Genomic DNA, 17,789 nt, shown 5'->3' on the forward strand with positions numbered 1-17,789 from the left:
GTGCGGGTCCTCTCATGACTCGGACGGCAGGAGCCGCGCGAGCTCGTCGTCCGGCAGGGCCAGGACGAGCCGGTCGAGCTCCGCGGCGAGACGTACGGCCAGCGCCGAGATGCGGGGTTCGGCCAGGATCTGCTTGATGCCGAGATCCACGCCGAACGCGGTGCGGATGCGGAAGGCGATCTGGACGGCGTCGAGCGAGTTGCCGCCGAGCTCGAAGAAGTCGTCCTCCACGCCGGGCCGCTCGATCTGCAGCACGTCGCGCCAGATGTCCGCGATCGCCTCCTCGACGGGGTCGCGGGGCGCCACGTACGGGGTGCGGGCGGCGGGCCGGTCGGCGTCGGGGACCGGGAGCGCGGCGCGGTCGATCTTGCCGTTGGGGTTCAGCGGGAGCCGGTCCATGATCATGACGGTGGTGGGGACCATGTGCTCCGGCAGCCGTCCGGCGAGGTGGCCGAGCAGTTCCTCGGCGCTGACGGCCGCGTTCGGCTGGACGTAGGCGAGAAGCCTGCCCGCGGGCGCGGTCACCACGCAGGTGGCCACCGCCGGGTGCGCGGCCAGGGACGCCTCCACCTCGCCCAGCTCCACCCGGAAGCCCCTGACCTTGACCTGGTGGTCGCGGCGGCCGAGGAACTCCAGCGTGCCGTCGGGCCGCCAGCGGGCCAGGTCGCCGGTGCGGTAGAGCCGGGCCCCCGGCGTGCCGGAGAACGGGTCGGCGACGAAGCGGTCGGCGGTCAGGCCGGGCCGCCGCCAGTAACCGACGGCCACGCCGGGGCCGCCCAGCCACAGCTCGCCCGGCACGCCGACAGGGGCCGGGGAGAGGGTCGTGCTCACGACCCAGGCCTGGGTGTTGGCGATCGGCGGGCCGATCTGGCCGTTGGTGGCGGGGATGTCCGCCAGCGGCAGGCAGGTGGAGATGCTGGTCACCTCGGTCGGGCCGTAGATGTTGTGCAGGCCGGGGTGATCCGCCTGGCGCAGGCTGGCCAGGTTGACGCGCTCGCCGCCGATGTAGACCTGGCCGACAGTGGAGAACACGGCGGGCTCCGCGCCGACCGCCGAGTTGAACAGCGCGGTGACCAGGGCGAGCGTGGTGACGCCTTCCGCCTTGACCAGCTCGGCCAGGCGGGGCGGCGACAGCACCGTCTCGTTGGGGACGATCACCAGGCGGCCGCCGTTGAGCAGCGCTCCCCACAGCTCGAACAGCAGCGGGTCGAAGGAGGCGTTCGACAGCTGGGCCACCACGCTGTCGGGGCCGAGCCGCACGTAGTCGGTGCCGCACACCAGGCGCACGATGCCGCGGTGCGCCACCGCGACGCCCTTGGGCCGGCCGGTGGAGCCGGAGGTGTAGACGACGCTCGCCACCCGGTCACCGCCGCCGTAACCCGTCCCCTCCACCGTGCCGGTCTGCTCGGCGATCTCCTCCAGGGGCATGCCCTGTCCTTCGGAGAGCGGCAGGCCGGCCAGCAGGCGGCGGTGCCCGAGCACCACGCCCGCGCCGGTGTCGGCCAGCATGAACGACAGCCGCTCCGCGGGGTACGAAGGGTCGAGCGGAACGTACGACCCGCCCGCCCGCAGGATGCCGACGATCGCCGCGACCAGGTCGGCCGAGCGCTCGGCGCACAGCCCCACCAGGTCGCCAGGCCGCACGCCCGCCCCGCGCAGCCGCCCGGCGACCGCTCCCGCCCGCTCCCACAGCCGCGCGTAGCTCAGCCGGACCTCTCCGTCTGCCACGGCCACGCTTCCCGGCCTGAGCCGTACGTGCTCGGCCACCAGCTCTTCCAGCGACCGCTCCAGCGGCGCCGGGCTCCGCGTGGCGTTCCAGCGCTCCACCTGGGCCCGCTCGGCCGGGGCGGCCAGCGGCGCGGCGGCGACCGGCGACCGCGGGTCGGCGACGACCTGGTGCAGGGCGGTGAGGTAGTAGTCGCGGATGCGGCGGACCTGCTCGGGCGCGAACTCGCCGGAGTGGAAGTCGAGCCCCATCAGCAGCCCCGTGCCCGAGCGCGGGTTGCGCAGGAAGCCGCAGACGAACGGGTAGTTGGTCGGCTCGACCCGGACCGTGGTGAAGGCGTCCAGCTTGGGGTCGACGAAGGAGACCTCGCCGCCGTCGAGCACGTCCTTCAGCACGTGGAAGTGGTTGTAGACGAAGTGCGTCTCGTACAGCGGGCCGCCGCCCGCGAGCTGCTGGATCCGCGACATGGGGAAGCGGCGGTGCGGCAGCAGGGCGTTCTCCTCCTCGAAGACGGCCCTGATGAGCTCGGTCCAGGTGCCGCCGACCCGCGCCCTGATCGGCAGCGAGTTGAGGAACAGGCCGCGCGACTCGGTGCCGTCGGCCTCCTCCAGCCGCCCGTTGAACGCCATGCCGGTGACGACGTCCTCGGTCCCCGCCAGGTAGGCGAGCACGCGCAGGTGCACGGCCAGCAGCACGCTCTTCAACGGCACCCCGAGCTGTTCGGCGGTCCGCTCCAGCCCCTGGCACAGATCGGCCGGGATCTTGGTCTCGCGCCAGGCGTAGAACTCGCTGCTGCCCTCGGGAAGGGTCCAGTCCTCCACCGTGTACGCCGGGGCGATCTCGTCGGCGGGGCACTCCACCGGCCAGCGGGGCAGCGTCAGCCGCTCCAGGCCGGCCAGCCGCTCACTCCACCAGGCGCGCTCCTCGCCCGACTCCACCGCCTGCCGTTCCGCCTCGACGTAGTCGCGGTAGGTGGAGGCCGGAGGCGGCTCGGCCGCGGCGGCGGGGTCCTTCAGCAGAGCGAGGTATCGCTCCAGAATCTCGGCGATCGTCGAGTGCAGGCTCCAGCCGTCGAGGATGGCGTGGTGCTCGACCAGCGTCCACTGGAAGGTGTCGTCGCCGCGCCGGTGGACGAAGAAGCGCCACAGCGGAGGCCTGGCCAGGTCGAAGGGGCGCTCGCGCTCCCGGTCGACCAGCTCGCCGATGATCCGCCCCTGCTCCTCGGCGTCCATCCCGCGCAGGTCCGCCACCTCGATCGGCAGCTCGGCGGCGCGGTGGACGAGCTGCAGCATGTCGCTGTAGCCGCTGAGGTGGAACGAGGTCCGCAGGATGTCGTGGCGCCGCACCACCTGCGCGGTCGCCTCACGGAACGCCTGTTCGTCCCACGGCGCCCGCAGGTGGAAGCTGTCGACGTTCTGGTAGAGCATGCGGTCGTCGGACTCCATGTGGAAGACCATCCCGACCTGCAGCGCGGCCATCGGGTAGGCGTCGACCACGTCCTCGGGCAGCCTGGCCCGGTCCTGCTCCGACACCAGCGCGAACAGCTCCCGCTCCCGCTCCACCGGCGCGGCGGGCGTGATGCCGGTGGCCAGCTGCGCCACGGTCGGCAGCTGGAAGAGCCGCTGCAGCTCGAAGTCGAGCCCGCGTTCGCGGGCCAGCGCCAGCACCTGGACGCTGCGGATGGAGTCGCCGCCCAGGTGGAAGAAGTTGTCGGTGACGCCCACCTGCTCCAGTTCGAGCACCTCGGCCCAGACGGCGGCCAGCACCCGCTCGGTCTCCGTGCGCGGCGCGACGTAGGCCCTGCCCAGCGCGGGCCGCTCCTCGGCGGGGTCGGGCAGCGCGGCCCGGTCGATCTTGCCGTTGCGGCTCTGCGGCAGTTCGTCGAGGATGATCACGACCGAGGGGATGAGGTGCGCGGGCAACCTGGGCTCCAGGAACTCGTGCACGTCCTCGACGCTCAGCTCGCCGCGCGACTCGACGTAGGCGACCAGGCGTCGCTCCGGCGAGCCGTGCGCGACGACGACGCACCGGCCTGCCCGGGGGTGCTCGCAGACGGCGGCCTCGACCTCGCCCGGCTCGATGCGGAAGCCGCGGATCTTGAGCTGGTGGTCGGCGCGGCCGTGGAACTCCAGCGTGCCGTCGGGCCGCCAGCTCGCCAGGTCGCCGCTGCGGTACATGCGCGCCCCCGGCCGGCCCGAGAACGGGTCCGGCAGGAAGCGCTGGGCGGTCAGGTCGGGCCGCTTCCAGTAGCCGCGCGCCACACCGTCGCCGCTGACGTGGATCTCGCCGATCACCCCGGCCGCGACCGGCAGCCCGTCGCGGTCCAGGACGTGGATGCCCAGGTCGGGCAGGGGCACGCCGATCGGGCTCGTCCGCCCGTCCAGCAGGTCACCGGTGAGCGGGGCGTAGGTGCTGTGCACGGTGGTCTCGGTGATGCCGTACATGTTGACCAGCCGCGGGGCGTCCTCGGGGTGGCGCTGCCACCAGCGCCGCACCGAGTCCCGGTCGAGCGCGTCACCCGCGAAGACGACCAGCCGCAGCGCCAGCTCGGCGGCCCGGCGCTCGTCCACGCCGACGAACTGGCGGAAGACGGCCGGGGTGGCGTTCAGCACGGTCACCCGCTCGCGGGCCACGAGGTCGTAGTACGCCTCGGGCTCGCGGCTCTCCCAGTGGCTCACGACGACCAGCCGGCCGCCGGTGGCCAGGCAGTTCCACACCTCCCAGACGGAGACGTCGAAGGAGCTGGAGTGCAGGAGCGTCCAGACGTCATCGGGGCCGAAGCCGTAGGCGGGCCGGGTGCTCTCCAGCAGCCTGACCACGTTGTGGTGGGTGACCATGACGGCCTTGGGCGTGCCGGTGGAGCCGGAGGTGTAGATCAGGTAGGCCAGGTCGCCGGGGTCCGGCCCGCGGCCGTCGTAGTCGGCCTCGGCGGCCGGCGCGTCGGCCAGGACCGTGCGGTGGTCCCCGTCCGGCAGCTCGACGCCGCGCTGCGTGACCACGATCTCCAGCTCGGCGTCGGCCAGCATGAACGCCAGCCGCGCCGCCGGGTAGGCGGGGTCGAGCGGCACGTAGGCCGCGCCGGTGCGCAGGATGGCGAGCATCCCGACGACGAGCTCCGCGCTGCGCCGGCAGGCCAGGCCGACCAGGTCGCCCGGCCCCGAGCCCAGCCGCGCGGCCAGGGCGCCCGACCGCTCCCACAGCTCGGCGTAGGTGAGCCGCAGCGGTCCGTCGGTGATGGCCACGGCATCCGGCCGCGCCCTGACCTGCTCGGCGACCAGACCGGGCAGGGTCGTGCCCGGTTCGATCCGGCGGGCCGGGCCCGACCAGCCTTCGATGAGCCGCTGCTCGGCTTCCGGCAGCCCGCTGATGCGCGAGACGGGCAGGTGGGGCGCGGCCAGCAGACCGGCGAGCAGGGTCTGCCACTGGTCGGCCAGCCGCCGCGCGGTCCCGGCGTCGAAGAGCGCGGTCGCGTACTCCAGCTCGACGCGCAGCTCGCCGTCGCAGTCGACCACGGTGACGGTCAGGTCGAACTTGGCGGTGCCGGTGTCGGCGGGCAGCTGGACCGCCTCGGCGGCGCCCAGCCGCCAGCGGGAGCGCTCCTGCCTGTGCAGGCCGAACTGCACCTGGATCAGTGGCGGGTGTGACAGCTCGCGCTCCGGCTGCAGCGCGTCGACCAGCGCCGCGAACGGCACCTGCTGGTGCGCCTGCGACTGCGCCGACGACTCGCGGACCCGCTCCAGCAGTTCGGCGAAGGTGGGGTCGCCGCTCAGGTCGGCCCGGACGACGAGCGTGTTGACGAAGAAGCCGACGAGCTCCTCCAGCTCGGGAGCCGGCCTCCCGGCGACCGGCGTGCCGATCACCAGGTCGGTGCGCCCGCTCCAGCGGCCGAGCACCAGCGCGAAGGCCGAGAAGAGCACCTCGAACACGGTCGCGCCGGACGCCCTGGCCAGGTCGCGGACCCGTTCGGGGGCGAGAAGACGGAAGTGCTCGGTGGCGCCGCCGTACTCCTGGACCGGCGGGCGGCGGCGGTCGGCGGGCAGTTCGAGCAGCGGCGGCAGGCCCTCCAGGTGCTCACGCCACCAGGCCAGCCCCTCCTCCAGCGGCCTGGCCCGCTCCCACGCCGCGTAGTCGGCGTACTCGACGGGAGGCTCGGCGGGCTCGCCGCCCGCCAGCTCGTCCAGCAGCAGCCCGAGCGACCAGCCGTCGACGGCGATGTGGTGGAAAGAGATCCACAGCAGGTGGTGCTCGGCGGTGCGGCTGATCAGGCCGGCGCGCAGCAGCGGCGCCGCCGCCAGGTCGAAGGGCTCCCTGACCCGCTCGCCGGCGAGCCTCGTGGCGTCCGCCCAGGCGGACGCCTCCTCGTGGCGCCACGGCACGTCGGCCCGCTCGTGGACCCGCGTGCGCGGACGGCCGTCGGCGCCCACGGTGAAGGCGGTGCGCAGCACCGCGTGCCGGTCGGCCAGCCCCTGTACGGCACGGCGCAGCTCTTCCGGGTCGGCGGGACCGCGCAGTTCCAGCAGCACGGGCACGTTGTAGAGGGGGGTGCCGGGCCGCCACTGGTCGAGGAACCAGAGCCGCTCCTGGCCGGACGACAGCGGGTCGTCGCCCGGCCGCCTGCGGGGCACCGCCGGCGAGGCGGCGACCGTGTCGCCGAGGCCTGCCTCGGCGAGCAGCTTGTCGATCAGCAGCTCTTGTGCGCGGTCAGTGTGCATCTGCGATCTCTTCCTCCGCGCCCACGCGGGCGTGCCGTACCTGCAGGACGATGGCGGCTATCCGGTCCAGCCGGTCGGGATCCGCCTCGCGTAACGCGGCGGCCAGACGCCGGACGGTCTTGTGCCGGAACAGGTCGCGGACCGACATCGAGGTGCGCAGGGCGCGCTCGGCCCGAGTGGTGACCTTGACGGCGTGCAGCGAGTGGCCGCCGAGCTCGAAGAAGTCGTCGGTGGCGCCCAGCCGCTCCAGGCCGAGCACCTCGGCCCAGATCTCGGCGAGCAGTTCCTCCACCGGACCCGCGGGGGCGACCGCCTCGGTCTCGGCGCGCCCCTCCTCGGGCACCGGCAGCGAGGACGTCTCGACCTTGCCGTTGGGGCCGAAGGGGATCCGGTCCACCAGGATCACGTGGGCGGGCACCAGATGATCGGGCAGCTCACGTGCCAGGGCCTCGCGCACCGCCCCGGACGTCAGCCCGGCTCCGCCTGCGGGCTGGAGGTAGGCGATCAGCTCCACCGGGGCGTCCTGCGGGTTGCGCGCGACGACGGCGCAGGCCCGCACGCCGGGCAGCGCCGACAGGGCCAGCTCGACCTCGCCGGGCTCGACGCGGAATCCGCGGATCTTCAACTGCCTGTCGATGCGGCCGAGGTATTCGAGGGTCCCGGCGGGCGTCCAGCGCGCCAGGTCACCGGTGCGGTAGAGCCGTCGCCCCGGCTCGACGGAGAAGGGGTCGGCAACGAAGGCACCGGCGGTGGCGCCGGGCCGCCGCCAATAGCCCCAGGCCACGCCGGGGCCCCCGAGCCACAGCTCGCCCGGCACCCCCTCGGGGGCGAGGTCACCGGTGTCCAGGTCGACCACGTAAGCGGTGGTGCCGGAGATCGGCCGGCCGATGGGGCCCCGGGTGGTGGGCGGCTCGGCGAGCGGTTGGCAGACGGAGAAGGTGGTGACCTCGGTCGGGCCGTAGGCGTCGTACAGGGTGCGCGGACCGCGCCCGCCGCGCAGCACCTCGCCCACCCTGGCCACGTCGAGCGCTTCACCGCCGACGCAGAGGTGGTCGACGGTGGCGAAGGCGCCCGGCTCCTCGGTGGTGACGGCGTTGAACAGGGAGGTGGTCAGGAAGAGCGTGGTGACGTGCTCGGCCCGGAGCAGCTCGGTCAGCGCCGACGGCGCCAGGACCGTCGCGGGCGGGACGACGACCACCCTGCCGCCGTTGGCCAGCGCGCCCCAGACCTCGAAGGTGATGGCGTCGAAGGAGGCGTTGGACACCTGGGCGAGCACGGTCGTGGTGTCCAGCGGGACGTAGTCGGCGCCGTGCACCAGGCGGACGACGCCGCGGTGCGGGACGACGACGCCCTTGGGGCGGCCCGTGGAACCGGAGGTGTAGATGACGTAGGCGGCGTCCTCGGGACGGATCGGCACCTCGGGTCCGGTCGCCGGGCTCAGGTCGCCGTCGATCGCGATCGTCTCGGTTCCCGTACGCGGCAGCGCGGCCAGCAGGTCGCGGTGGCCGACGAGCGTGCCCACGCCGGTGTCCTCCATCATGAAGGACAGCCGGGCCGCCGGGTAGGAAGAGTCGAACGGCACGTAGGCCGCACCGGTGCGCAGGATCGCGAGCATGGCGACGACCAGGTCGGCGCCGCGGTGGCAGGCCAGGCCGACCAGCTCGCCGCGACGCGGCCCGAGCCGTGCGGCCAGCGCTCCGGACCTGGCCCAGAGCTCGGCGTAGGTGAGCTGGACACGTCCCGCCGACACGGCCACCGCGTCACCGCGATCGGCCACCTGCCGGGCGACCAGCTCCGGGATCGTGGCACCGGCGTCCGTGACGCGGTCCCAGCTCGCCTGCTCGTCAGCGGCGCGGGCCCAGCTCGTGAGCCGGCGTCGCTGGCCGGGAGGCAGCACACCGATCCGCGACACCGGCTCCCCCGGCCCCGCCAGCAGCCCGCGCACCAGCTCCAGCCACTGGTCGGCCAGCCGGTCGGCGGTGGCCGCGTCCAGCAGGTCGGCGGCGTACTCCACCTCCAGCAGCATCTCCCCCGGCGCCTCGTGCAGGGTGAACATGAGGTCGAACTTGGCCGTCCCGGTGTCGGCCTGCCGCAGCCGTGCCGCCAGCCCGTCGGCCAGTTCCCAGTCGTGGTGCGAGGGCCGGTAGTGCGCGAAGGCCACCTGCACCACCGGCGCGTGGCTCAGCGCCCGCTCCGGCTGCAGCGCCTCCACCAGAAGGGAGAACGGCAGCTCCTGGTGGCCGAGCGCGGCGGTCGCGCTGTGCCGTACCCTCTCGACGAGCTGCGCGAAGCTCGGGTCGCCGCTCACGTCGGCGCGGACGACCAGGGTGTTGACGAAGAAGCCGACGAGCGGCTCCAGCTCGGGCAGCGGCCTGGCCGCCACCGGGGTGGCGATGGGCAGGTCGCTCCGGCCCGTCCAGCGGCGCAACAGCAGCGCGAAGGCCGACAGCGCCACGTCGAACACGGTCGCCGAGCGCGACCGCGCGAAGTCCGCCAGGGCCGCGGCCAGATCCGGCGGCAGCACCCGGCGTCCGGTGCCGCCGAGGAAGCTCTGCACCGCCGGGCGCGGCCGGTCACCAGGGAGCTCCAGCACCGGCGGCAGCCCCGCCAGATAGGAACGCCACCACCGCAGGTCGTCGGCGACGGGACGGCCGCGCTGCCAGGCCGCGTAGTCGGCGTAGCCGAACTCGTCCGGCGGCGGCAGCGGCAGCCCGCGGTAGGCCGTGCCCAGGTCGTCGAGCAGGTGACCCAGCGACCAGCCGTCGACGGCCAGATGGTGGATGCACAGGTACAGCAGGTGCCGGTCCGCCGCGAAGCTGACCAGCCCTCCCCTGACCAGCGGCGGAACGCTCAGGTCGAACGGCTCGGCGACGTGTTCGCGCACCAGCCGCCAGGCGTGCGCCCGGTCGTCGGTCTCCTCCCGCCGCCACGGCACTTCGGCGTCGCGGGTCAGCGGCCGCGGCCGGCCGTCCACGCCCTCGAACGCGGTGCGCAGCGCCGGATGGCGGTCGGCCACGCGCTGCAGCGCCTCGCCCAGCCGGTCGGGGTCCACCGGTCCGGTCAGCTCCAGCACCAGCGGCACGTTGTAGAGCGCGGTGCCGGGACGCCACTGCTCCAGGAACCACAGGCGCTCCTGCTCCAGCGACGCCACGGCGGGCCCGGACGCGCCGGTCAGCGGGCGGGCCGGGCCGGCCGCGGCGCGTTCGACGACCTTGGCGCAGGCGGCCAGTGTCGGGGCGGTGAACAGCTCGTCGAAGTGCACCTCGACGCCGAAGGCCGCGCGGATCCTGCTCAGGGCCATGGCGGCCAGGATGGAATGGCCGCCGACGGCGAAGAAGTCGTCGTCCACGCCGACCCTGGGCACCTCCAGCACCTCGGCCCAGATGGCCGCCAGCGTCCGCTCCGTGGGGGTGCGCGGGGCGACGTAGGGGGTCTCGTCCCAGTCCCGGGGCGCCGCCACCGGTTCGGCGGCGACCACCACATCCGCCAGCGGCGTGTCCGGCTCCTCGGCCAGGAGCAGCAGGAGCGTCTCCAGGCGGTCCAGGTGCCAGCGCATCGCCGGCTCGGTGTAGCGGTCGGCGTCGTAGTCGCACTCCAGCAGCCAGCCGTCCGCGGCGTCGTTCAGCAGGAACACGCAGTCGCAGTCACGCAGCTCCAGTGCCACCCGCTGGGCCTCGGCCCGCCCGATCCCGGCCGCCACCAGCATCCGGGGCTCGTCGTCCCGGTCCCCGCCCAGCCGGGCGCCGTCGCCCGAGGCGGAGCTCAGCAGGTCGCCCAGCTGGGTTTGGCCGTGCACGGCGGAACTCAGGGCCACCAGCCCGCCTCCCGCCGCACCCGCCGTGCCTGCTGTGCCCGCCGCGCCCACCGCGCCCACCGCGCCCACCGCGCCCGCCGCGCCCACCATGACCTCGTCCGAGTCCGGCGCGGCGATCAACGCCATCGCCGCCGCCGCGAGCCAGGCCAGGGGCGTCCCCGGTGCGGCCGGGACGGAGAGGCCGGCCGACAGGCGCCCGCGGACGTAGCCGGGCCGTACGGTCGGCGCCACGTCGGCCGGGAGCGTGGTCGCGCGGTTCACGTCGTGCTCCCCGGCAGCACCACGTGGTCGCCGATGACCAGCCGGTCCAGGCCGGCGCGCAGGAAGGTGTCGACCGCCTCGCGCGGCGTGCGCACGATCGGCTGGCCGCGCATGTTGAACGAGGTGTTCAGCAGCACGGGCATCCCGGTGCGCGCGCCGAAGGCCTCCAGGAGTCCGTGCAGGAGAGGGTTGGCGTCGGATCCGACCGCCTGGACCCGGGCGGTGCCGTCGACGTGGGTGACGGCGCCCAGCCGGTCGCGGTGCTCGGGGCGGGTGCGCGTGGTGAACAGCATGTGCGCGTACTGCCGTTCCCGCCCGCGCCCGATCTCGAAGAACGTCGACGCGTCCGCCTCGGTCACCACCGGGGCGAAGGGCCTGAAGTCCTCCCGCTTCTTGATCAGGTTGTTGATGTGGTCGCGCATGCGCGCCTCGCGCGGGTCGGCCAGGATGCTGCGGCAGCCGAGCGCGCGCGGGCCGAACTCCATGCCGCCCTGGAACCAGGCCACCACCTCGCCCCGCTCCAGCGCCTCGGCGGTCTCCGCCAGCAGCTCCGCCTCGTCCGTCACCCGCCGGGCCCGCACGTCCTCCCTGGCCGCCAGGTGCTCGGCGATCTCGCCGGACTCGTACGCGGTGCCCCAGTACGGCATCCGCATCGGCTGGATCGGCGTCTCCGGCTTGCGCGTCGCGTGCAGGTAGAGCGCCGAGCCCACCGCCGTCCCGTCGTCGCCCGCGCCCGGCGGCACGAAGACCCGGTCGAACAGGCGGCTGCGCAGGATGAGCCCGTTGGCCGTGCAGTTGAGCGCGACACCGCCCGCGTAGCACAGGTCCCGCAGCCCGGTCTGGCGGCGGAAGTGCCGCAGCACGTGCAGCAGGCAGTTCTCCAGCGCCGCCTGCGCCGCCGCCGCGACGTCCATGTGCCGCCGCTCGATCGGCCCGCCCGGCTCCCTGGCCGGTCCGAACGTCTCTTCCAGTACGGCCAGCACGCCCCGGTGCGTCTCGCGCTGCAGCAGGTCGCCGTCGCGGGCCAGCAGCGGGAGGGCGAACTCGGGGCCGGGGCGCAGGCGCACCAGCTGCCGCATTTCGCGCTCGTAGCGGGTGCGGTCGCCGTACGACGCCAGGCCCATCATCTTGTACTCGTCGAGGGCCATCTCGAAGCCCAGGTACAGGGTGAACACGCCGTAGAGGGTGCCGAGCGAGTGCATGGCCGGGACCGTGTGCAGGACCTCCAGCTTGCCGCCGGTCCCGGCGAGCACGGTCAGGCTGTCGGTCTCGCCCCGGCCGTCGGCCACGAGCACCAGGCAGTCGTCGAACCCGCTCACGTAGTAGGCGCTGGCCGCGTGGGCCAGGTGGTGCGGGACCGGCGTGAAGCGGGAGCGCACCGCCGCGCCGGGGAAGTGCTCGGCGAACCAGCCCACCTGGCGTTCCGGGTCGTACACCTCCGTGAAGCGCCTGGCCAGGTAACCGTCGCCGGACTCCAGCTCGGACCGCTCGTGGGCGAAGCCGTGGCCGATCAGGTCCAGGTCGTCCAGGCCGAGCCCGGCCCTGTCGAGGCAGAACCTGATGGCGTTGACCGGGAAGCGGCCGGTGGACTTGTCGCCGGTGAACCGCTCCTCGGCCGCGGCGGCCACGATCCGGCCGTCCACGACCAGCGCCGCTGCCGAGTCGCGGCCCTGGCTGATGCGGTACTCCCGCTCCGACAGCCCCGGCAGTTCGCGCCGCTTGAACTCCTCGGAGTCGTGCAGGCCACTGATACCCAGGATTCTCATCGCGCCTCCACGAGGGTCTCCGCGTGCGTCTGGAGCGCGGACCTGTCGATCTTCTGGCTGCCCGTCAGGGGAAGGGCGGGCAGGATGGCGACGTGCTGCGGCATCAGCGCGCGCGGGAGCCACTGCTCCAGGTGCTCCCGCAGCTCGGCCCCGCGCAGGCCGTCCGCCTGGGCGTACAGGACCAGCCGCTTGTCGTTGGCGCTGTGCTCCACCACCACCGCCGCCGCCCTGACGACCTGCCGGTGCCGCTCGGCGACGGACTCGATCTCCTCCAGCTCGACGCGCTGGCCGCGCAGCTTCACCTGGTGGTCGACGCGGCCGTGGTAGGCCAGCGTGCCGTCCTGGCGCCACGCGCACAGGTCGCCGGTCCGGTACACCCGGCCCAGGCCGGGATGCTCCTGGAAGACGGCGGCCGTCCGCGCGGGGTCGCCGACGTAGCCGAGCGCGAGCTGCGGGCCGCTCAGCACCAGCTCGCCGATCTGCCCGACGGGGGCCGCGCGGTCCCACTGGTCGAGCACGGCGGCGCGGATGCCGGGCAGCGGCCTGCCGATCGGCACCGGGTCCGCCGGCGGATCGGGCACGTGATGGAGGACCGTGTAGATGGTGGTCTCGGTCGGCCCGTAGCCGTTCCACACGCGGGCTCCGGTGCGCTGCAGCCCGGCGGCCAGGGCGGCGCTGAGCGCCTCGCCGCCCGCGATGACGTCCGCGCCGGCCAGGCTGCCCGGCTCCAGGTACGGCACGGTCATCCGCCAGGTGGTGGGCGTGGCCTGGACCAGGTCCAGGCGCCTGCCGGAGAGCCAGGCCGCCAGTCGTTCCGGGTCCCGCTGCAGGTCCTCGCCGACCAGCAGGAGGCGGCCGCCGGTCGCGAGCGGCAGGAAGATCTCCATGGTCGACATGTCGAACGTCAGCGTGGCCATGCAGGTGACGCGCGGACGGTCGGCGCCGATCAGGTGAGCGATGGCGCCCACGCAATGCCGCAGCGCGGCGTGCGGGATGGCGACCGCCTTCGGCGTGCCGGTGGAACCCGACGTGGACAGCGCGTAGGCGACACCGTCGAGCTCCACCGGAAAGTCCGGCGGTGCGACCGCGGCTTCGGCGCCGGTGTCAAGGCCGGGCGGTGTGGCCGCAGCTCCGGCGCCGGTGTCAAGGCCGGGCGATGTGACCGCGGCTTCCGTGCCGGTGTCCAGGCTGAGCTGGACGCAGCCGGGGACGTCGACGCCGGACGGCAGCACCGCGTACCGCGCTCCGGCCGCCTCAAGCTGGCGGCCCAGCCGGAGCGGCGGGTGCGCCGGGTCGAGCGGCAGGAACCCGGCGCCCAGCGACCAGGTGGCCAGCAGCGCGGCGATGGTCTCGATCCGGCGCGGCAGGCCGATGCCGACCAGGTCGCCCCGGGCGACCCCGGCCCGCGCGAAGCCCGCGGCGACGGCCGCCGTCAGCTCGCCGAGCCGCCGGTACGTGACGACCTCGCCACCCTGCTCGACGGCCACCTCGCCGGGCCGGGAGACCATGTGCTCCCGGATCATCGACGCCACGGTGCGTTCGGTGTCCCAGGCGCGCTCGGTGTGGGCGCCCGCGACGACGCGCTCGTCCTCCTCGCCCCACAGCCACGCCCGCCCCGCCGGCTGCTCGGCATCCGCGGCGAGGACGGCGGCCAGGTGCCCGCGCAGCAGCGGCTCCGCCTCGACGGAGCGGGCGCCGAGGTCGGCCACGAGAGTCCGCCCGCCCGCGCTCACCGGCACCACCGGACCTGCCACCCCGGGCACGGCCGCGGCGTGCCCGGCCACCGCGCTCAGGGGCGCCCGCCACGGCAGCCGGACCTCGTGCCCGCAGATCTCACCGCTCAGCTCATCGGCGCCGGCCCGGCGGGCGAGCACCACCAGCCCGGCCGCCGCGACCACCGCACCGGAAGGGACGTCGAGTTTATCCGCGAGCCGTTCCGCGGCCTCGAATATCTGATTTTCCATGTGGACCACGCCAATTCGCAAGAGTGGGAATTCCACGAAACTCCGCGTGCTGAGCAGGAAGCTATCCCGGGGTCGCGCCCCGCCACGAGCAGGGGGACGGCAAGGTGGCAAGTTCGCGCCAGGTTGGGCCGGGCCGCCTCCGGCCGGTGTTACAGTGACGCCCGATAAGCAGCCGCGATGGGAAGAGAGCCGAAAATGGCGCAACTACTCAAGCGCCCGCAGATGCGCTTCTACATTCTCGGTGACGTGCTTTCCAATCTCGGCGACTACGCGCTTTTCCTGGCAATGGCCATTTGGGTGAAAACGCTCACGGGAAGCACGCCGGCCGCCGGGCTCGTCATGTTCGCCTTCGCCGGCGGCAGCCTGGTGTTACCCCTGTCGGGCCTGCTGGTGGACCGCTTCCGCCGCCGCCCGCTCCTGGCCGCCTCGTACCTGTCCTCGGCGGCCGTCGTCCTCCTGCTCCTGCTGGTCGACGACCGGGACGACGTCTGGCTCGTCTACGTGATCATGTTCCTGTACGGCGCGCTGGGCAGCGTCACCGGACCCGCGCAGAACGCCCTCCTGCCCGCCGTCGTCCCGGAAGACCAGCTCGGCGACGCCAACGGCACGGTGCAGGCGATGCGCGGCCTCCTGCGGGTGTTCGCCCCGATCATCGGCGCCGGGGTGTTCGTCTGGCAGGGCGCCCAGGTCGTCGTGGTGATCGACGCGGTGGTCTTCGTCGTGGCGGCCGTGGCCGTACTCCTCATCCGGGTCTCCGAGCCGCGCCCCACCAGGACCGGCCAGTCGCTGATAGCCGAGACCACGGGCGGGCTGCGCTTCCTGCGCGACGCCGCCAACCTGCGCAGGCTCGTCATCGCCTGCGCGCTCACGATGCTCGTCATCGGCTTCTTCGAGTCCATCGCCATCGCCGTCGTCACCGAGGGGCTGGCGCGCCAGGCCACCTTCCTCGCCGTGCTCGCCGGGGCGCAGGCGGTCGGCACCATCGCCGGCGGCGCGCTCGCGGGCGGGGTGATCCGCCGCGCCGGCGAGCGGGGGCTGGTGGTCGTCGCGCTCGCCATGGTCGGCGCGAGCAGCCTGCTGCTGACCGTGCCGATCGCCCCGGTGGTCATCGCGGGCATGCTGGTGCTGGGCGTGGCGGCGCCGTGGATCGTCATCGGCGCCACCACCTCGCTCCAGCGGCGCACCCCGGAGGACCTGCGCGGACGCGTCTTCGCCGCGTTCGAGTTCGGGGTGACCGTGCCGCAGGTCGCCTCCATCGCCGTGGGCGCCAGCTTGATCGCGGCTCTCGACTACCGGGTGATGCTGGGCGTGGTCTGCGCGGTGGTGCTGCTGGCGGCGCTCGTCCTCGGCACCGGCCGCCCGGACGAACCGCCGGCCGCGGAGTCGCCGGACGCCGAGCAGGACGCGGTCACCCGCTGAGACAGCCGGGAAGGCTCAGGGCAGATCGGCCACCAGCTCGCGGACCGGCTTGCGGGTGCCGGTGTAGAAGGGGATCTCCAGCCGGGTGTGCCGCCGGGCCTCGGCGCCGCGCAGGGTGCGCATCAGGTCGACGATGCGGTGCAGCTCGTCGGCCTCGAACGCCAGCATCCACTCGTAGTCGCTGAGCGCGAAGGAGGAGACGGTGTTGGCCCGCACGTCGGGGTAGTCGCGCGCCATCCGGCCGTGCTCGGCGAGCATCGCCCGGCGCTCGGAGTCCTCCAGGAGGTACCACTCCAGCGAGCGGACGAACGGGTAGACGCACACGTAGGCCCGCGGCTCCTCCTCGGCCAGGAACGCCGGGATGTGCGACTTGTTGAACTCGGCAGGCCGGTGGAGCGCCATCGCCGACCAGACCGGGCGGCTGTGGCGGCCCAGCTCGGTGCGGCGGAAGCGGGAGTAGACCTCCTGCAGGGCCTCCGCCGTCGGGGCGTGCCACCAGAACATGAAGTCGGCGTCGGCGCGGAACCCGCCCACGTCGTAGAGGCCCCGGGTGACGACGTCCTTGCCCGCGGCCTGCTCCAGGAGCTCCTCGACCTCCTCGCCGACCGCGTCGCGGGCGCCGGTGACAGGCGCGCTCGCCTGGAACACCGACCACATGGTGTAGCGGATCACCTGATTGAGATCGCGGGCCTTCGGCCGCGCTGCGTCCTGCGTCATGATGTCGATTCTCCTCGTCGGGACAGGTGGTCCAGGATCCGGGAGGCGGCCGTGCGCGCGGTCGCCAGGCAGGCGGGGATCCCCAGCCCGTCGTAGGCGGCCCCGCACACCGCCAGCGCCGGCTGCCCGGCGACGGCGGCGTGCACGCGCGCCACCCGGTCGATGTGACCCACGTTGTACTGCGGCAGGGCTCCGCCCCACCGGGTGACGCGGGTGTCGAGCGGGAGCCCGCGCGCTCCCATGACCTCGCTCATCTCGGCCATGGCCACCGAGACCAGCTCCGCGTCGTCGCGTTGCAGCAGGTGTTCCTCGCCGATCCGGCCGATCGAGCAGCGCACCAGCACGAGGTCGCGCGAGAGGTGGGGCCACTTGACCGAGCTGAACGTGACCGCCTTGACGGCCCGCCCCTCGACCGGCGGCACCAGGTAGCCGCTGCGCGCGGGACGCTCGGGGAAGGCGCCGGCAGGGTAGGCGAGGGTGACGACGGCCATGCTGGCGTACTCGACGCGCGCCAGCTCGGCGGCCGCCCCCGGCACCTCGGCCTTCAGCATGCGGGCCGCGGCGGGGGCGGGCACGGCGACGATCACCGCGTCGGCCTCGATGGTCTCGGGCCTCGGCACCGGCCCGGCGACGAGCCGCCAGCCGTGCGGGGTGCGGTGCAGTTCGCGTACGGTGACGCCGGTCCTGACGTCGGCCCCGGACGCCTTGGCGACGGCCTCCGGCAGGCTGCCCATGCCGTTGCGGAGCGTGGTGAAGACCGGGCCGGCGTCCTTCGGGGTCTCTGCCACGATGTGGCGGGCGGCGGCGAGCAGGGAGCGCTCGGCCCGGGCCGCGGCGGCGACGCGCGGCATCGTCGCCTCCAGCGAGAGCATGTCGGAGCGGCCCGCGTAGACGCCGCCCAGCAGCGGCTCGACCAGCCGGTCGAGCACCTCGCCGCCCATCCGGGCCCGGATGTAGGCGGCGACGGACACGTCGGTGCGGACCAGGGTCGCGGGCATGATCTGGTCGAGCGGCACCCGCAGCAGGCCGCCCGCCGACAGGATGCCGGACCTGGCCAGCTCGGCCAGGTCGGACGGCACGCCCATGACCTGGCCCTTGGGCAGCGAACGGAGCGCGCCCCTGGTGTAGATGGCCGACGAGGCGGCGCCGGGGGTCATCAGGTCGTCGCCGAGCCCGACCGCCCCGGCGAGGTCCTTGCCCTCCGGCCGCCTGGCGAGCATGGCCTCGGCGCCGGCGTCGAGGCTCACCCCGGCCACCTCCGTGGCGTACAGCTTGCCGCCGATGCGGGGGGCGCCCTCGACCACCGTCACCTTGACCCGCTCGCCCGCGCTCTGCCTGAGGTGCCAGGCGGCGGCCAGGCCGGAGATCCCGCCGCCGATGACGGCCACGTGTGCCCGATTACCTTCCACG

Annotated in this window: 7 protein-coding genes; 1 reads left to right on the plus strand and 6 read right to left on the minus strand. The window is 74.1% G+C overall.

The genetic code is table 11. The annotated features are described in order from the left end of the window. Nucleotides 1–12: 12 nt before the first annotated feature. From ACIBF7_RS17800 to ACIBF7_RS17815, 4 genes are read right to left on the minus strand one after another with little or no spacing between them, the layout of a single operon-like run. Nucleotides 13–6,438, minus strand: coding sequence for an amino acid adenylation domain-containing protein (locus tag ACIBF7_RS17800; RefSeq protein ID WP_397197589.1), 6,426 nt, complete (start codon nt 6,436–6,438; stop codon nt 13–15). Next, a complete protein-coding gene (locus ACIBF7_RS17805) occupies nt 6,428–10,513 on the minus strand; it encodes an amino acid adenylation domain-containing protein (protein WP_397197590.1) in 4,086 nt (1,361 codons plus the stop codon). Before ACIBF7_RS17805 ends, ACIBF7_RS17800 begins: the two co-directional genes overlap by 11 nt. After that, nucleotides 10,510–12,279: a carbamoyltransferase gene (locus ACIBF7_RS17810; protein WP_397197591.1), complete on the minus strand. Its 1,770-nt coding sequence runs from the start codon at nt 12,277–12,279 to the stop codon at nt 10,510–10,512. Before ACIBF7_RS17810 ends, ACIBF7_RS17805 begins: the two co-directional genes overlap by 4 nt. Then, nucleotides 12,276–14,243: an amino acid adenylation domain-containing protein gene (locus ACIBF7_RS17815; RefSeq protein ID WP_397197592.1), complete on the minus strand. Its 1,968-nt coding sequence runs from the start codon at nt 14,241–14,243 to the stop codon at nt 12,276–12,278. The genes ACIBF7_RS17810 and ACIBF7_RS17815 overlap by 4 nt, the downstream gene beginning before the upstream one ends. 195 nt (nt 14,244–14,438) lie before the next feature. On the opposite strand from ACIBF7_RS17815, the gene ACIBF7_RS17820 reads away from it, so the two are divergent. Continuing rightward, nucleotides 14,439–15,662 carry an MFS transporter gene (locus ACIBF7_RS17820; protein WP_397197593.1) on the plus strand — a complete coding sequence of 408 codons (1,224 nt, stop codon included), beginning with the start codon at nt 14,439–14,441 and terminating at the stop codon, nt 15,660–15,662. Nucleotides 15,663–15,677: 15 nt separating this feature from the next. Here the strand turns inward: ACIBF7_RS17820 and hemQ are convergent, their stop codons facing one another. Continuing rightward, the gene (gene hemQ, locus ACIBF7_RS17825) at nt 15,678–16,379 is read right to left on the minus strand and encodes a hydrogen peroxide-dependent heme synthase (RefSeq protein ID WP_148030366.1); all 702 of its coding nucleotides are present in this window, start codon (nt 16,377–16,379) and stop codon (nt 15,678–15,680) included. Further along, on the minus strand, nt 16,376–17,788 hold the full coding sequence (gene hemG / locus ACIBF7_RS17830; protein ID WP_271279331.1) for a protoporphyrinogen oxidase: 1,413 nt from the start codon (nt 17,786–17,788) through the stop codon (nt 16,376–16,378). The genes hemQ and hemG overlap by 4 nt, the downstream gene beginning before the upstream one ends. Nucleotide 17,789: the final 1 nt, after the last annotated feature.

It is taken from the genome of Nonomuraea sp. NPDC050478 (genome assembly GCF_044458265.1).
Lineage (GTDB): Bacteria > Actinomycetota > Actinomycetes > Streptosporangiales > Streptosporangiaceae > Nonomuraea > Nonomuraea ferruginea.

Coding starts and splice junctions, on each gene's coding strand:
- ACIBF7_RS17810 (WP_397197591.1), bottom strand. CDS start 12,279: ATGAGAATCCTGGGTATCAGTGGCCTGCACGACTCCGAGGAGTTCAAG.
- ACIBF7_RS17820 (WP_397197593.1), top strand. CDS start 14,439: ATGGCGCAACTACTCAAGCGCCCGCAGATGCGCTTCTACATTCTCGGT.
- ACIBF7_RS17815 (WP_397197592.1), bottom strand. CDS start 14,243: ATGGAAAATCAGATATTCGAGGCCGCGGAACGGCTCGCGGATAAACTC.
- hemQ (WP_148030366.1), bottom strand. CDS start 16,379: ATGACGCAGGACGCAGCGCGGCCGAAGGCCCGCGATCTCAATCAGGTG.
- ACIBF7_RS17800 (WP_397197589.1), bottom strand. CDS start 6,438: ATGCACACTGACCGCGCACAAGAGCTGCTGATCGACAAGCTGCTCGCC.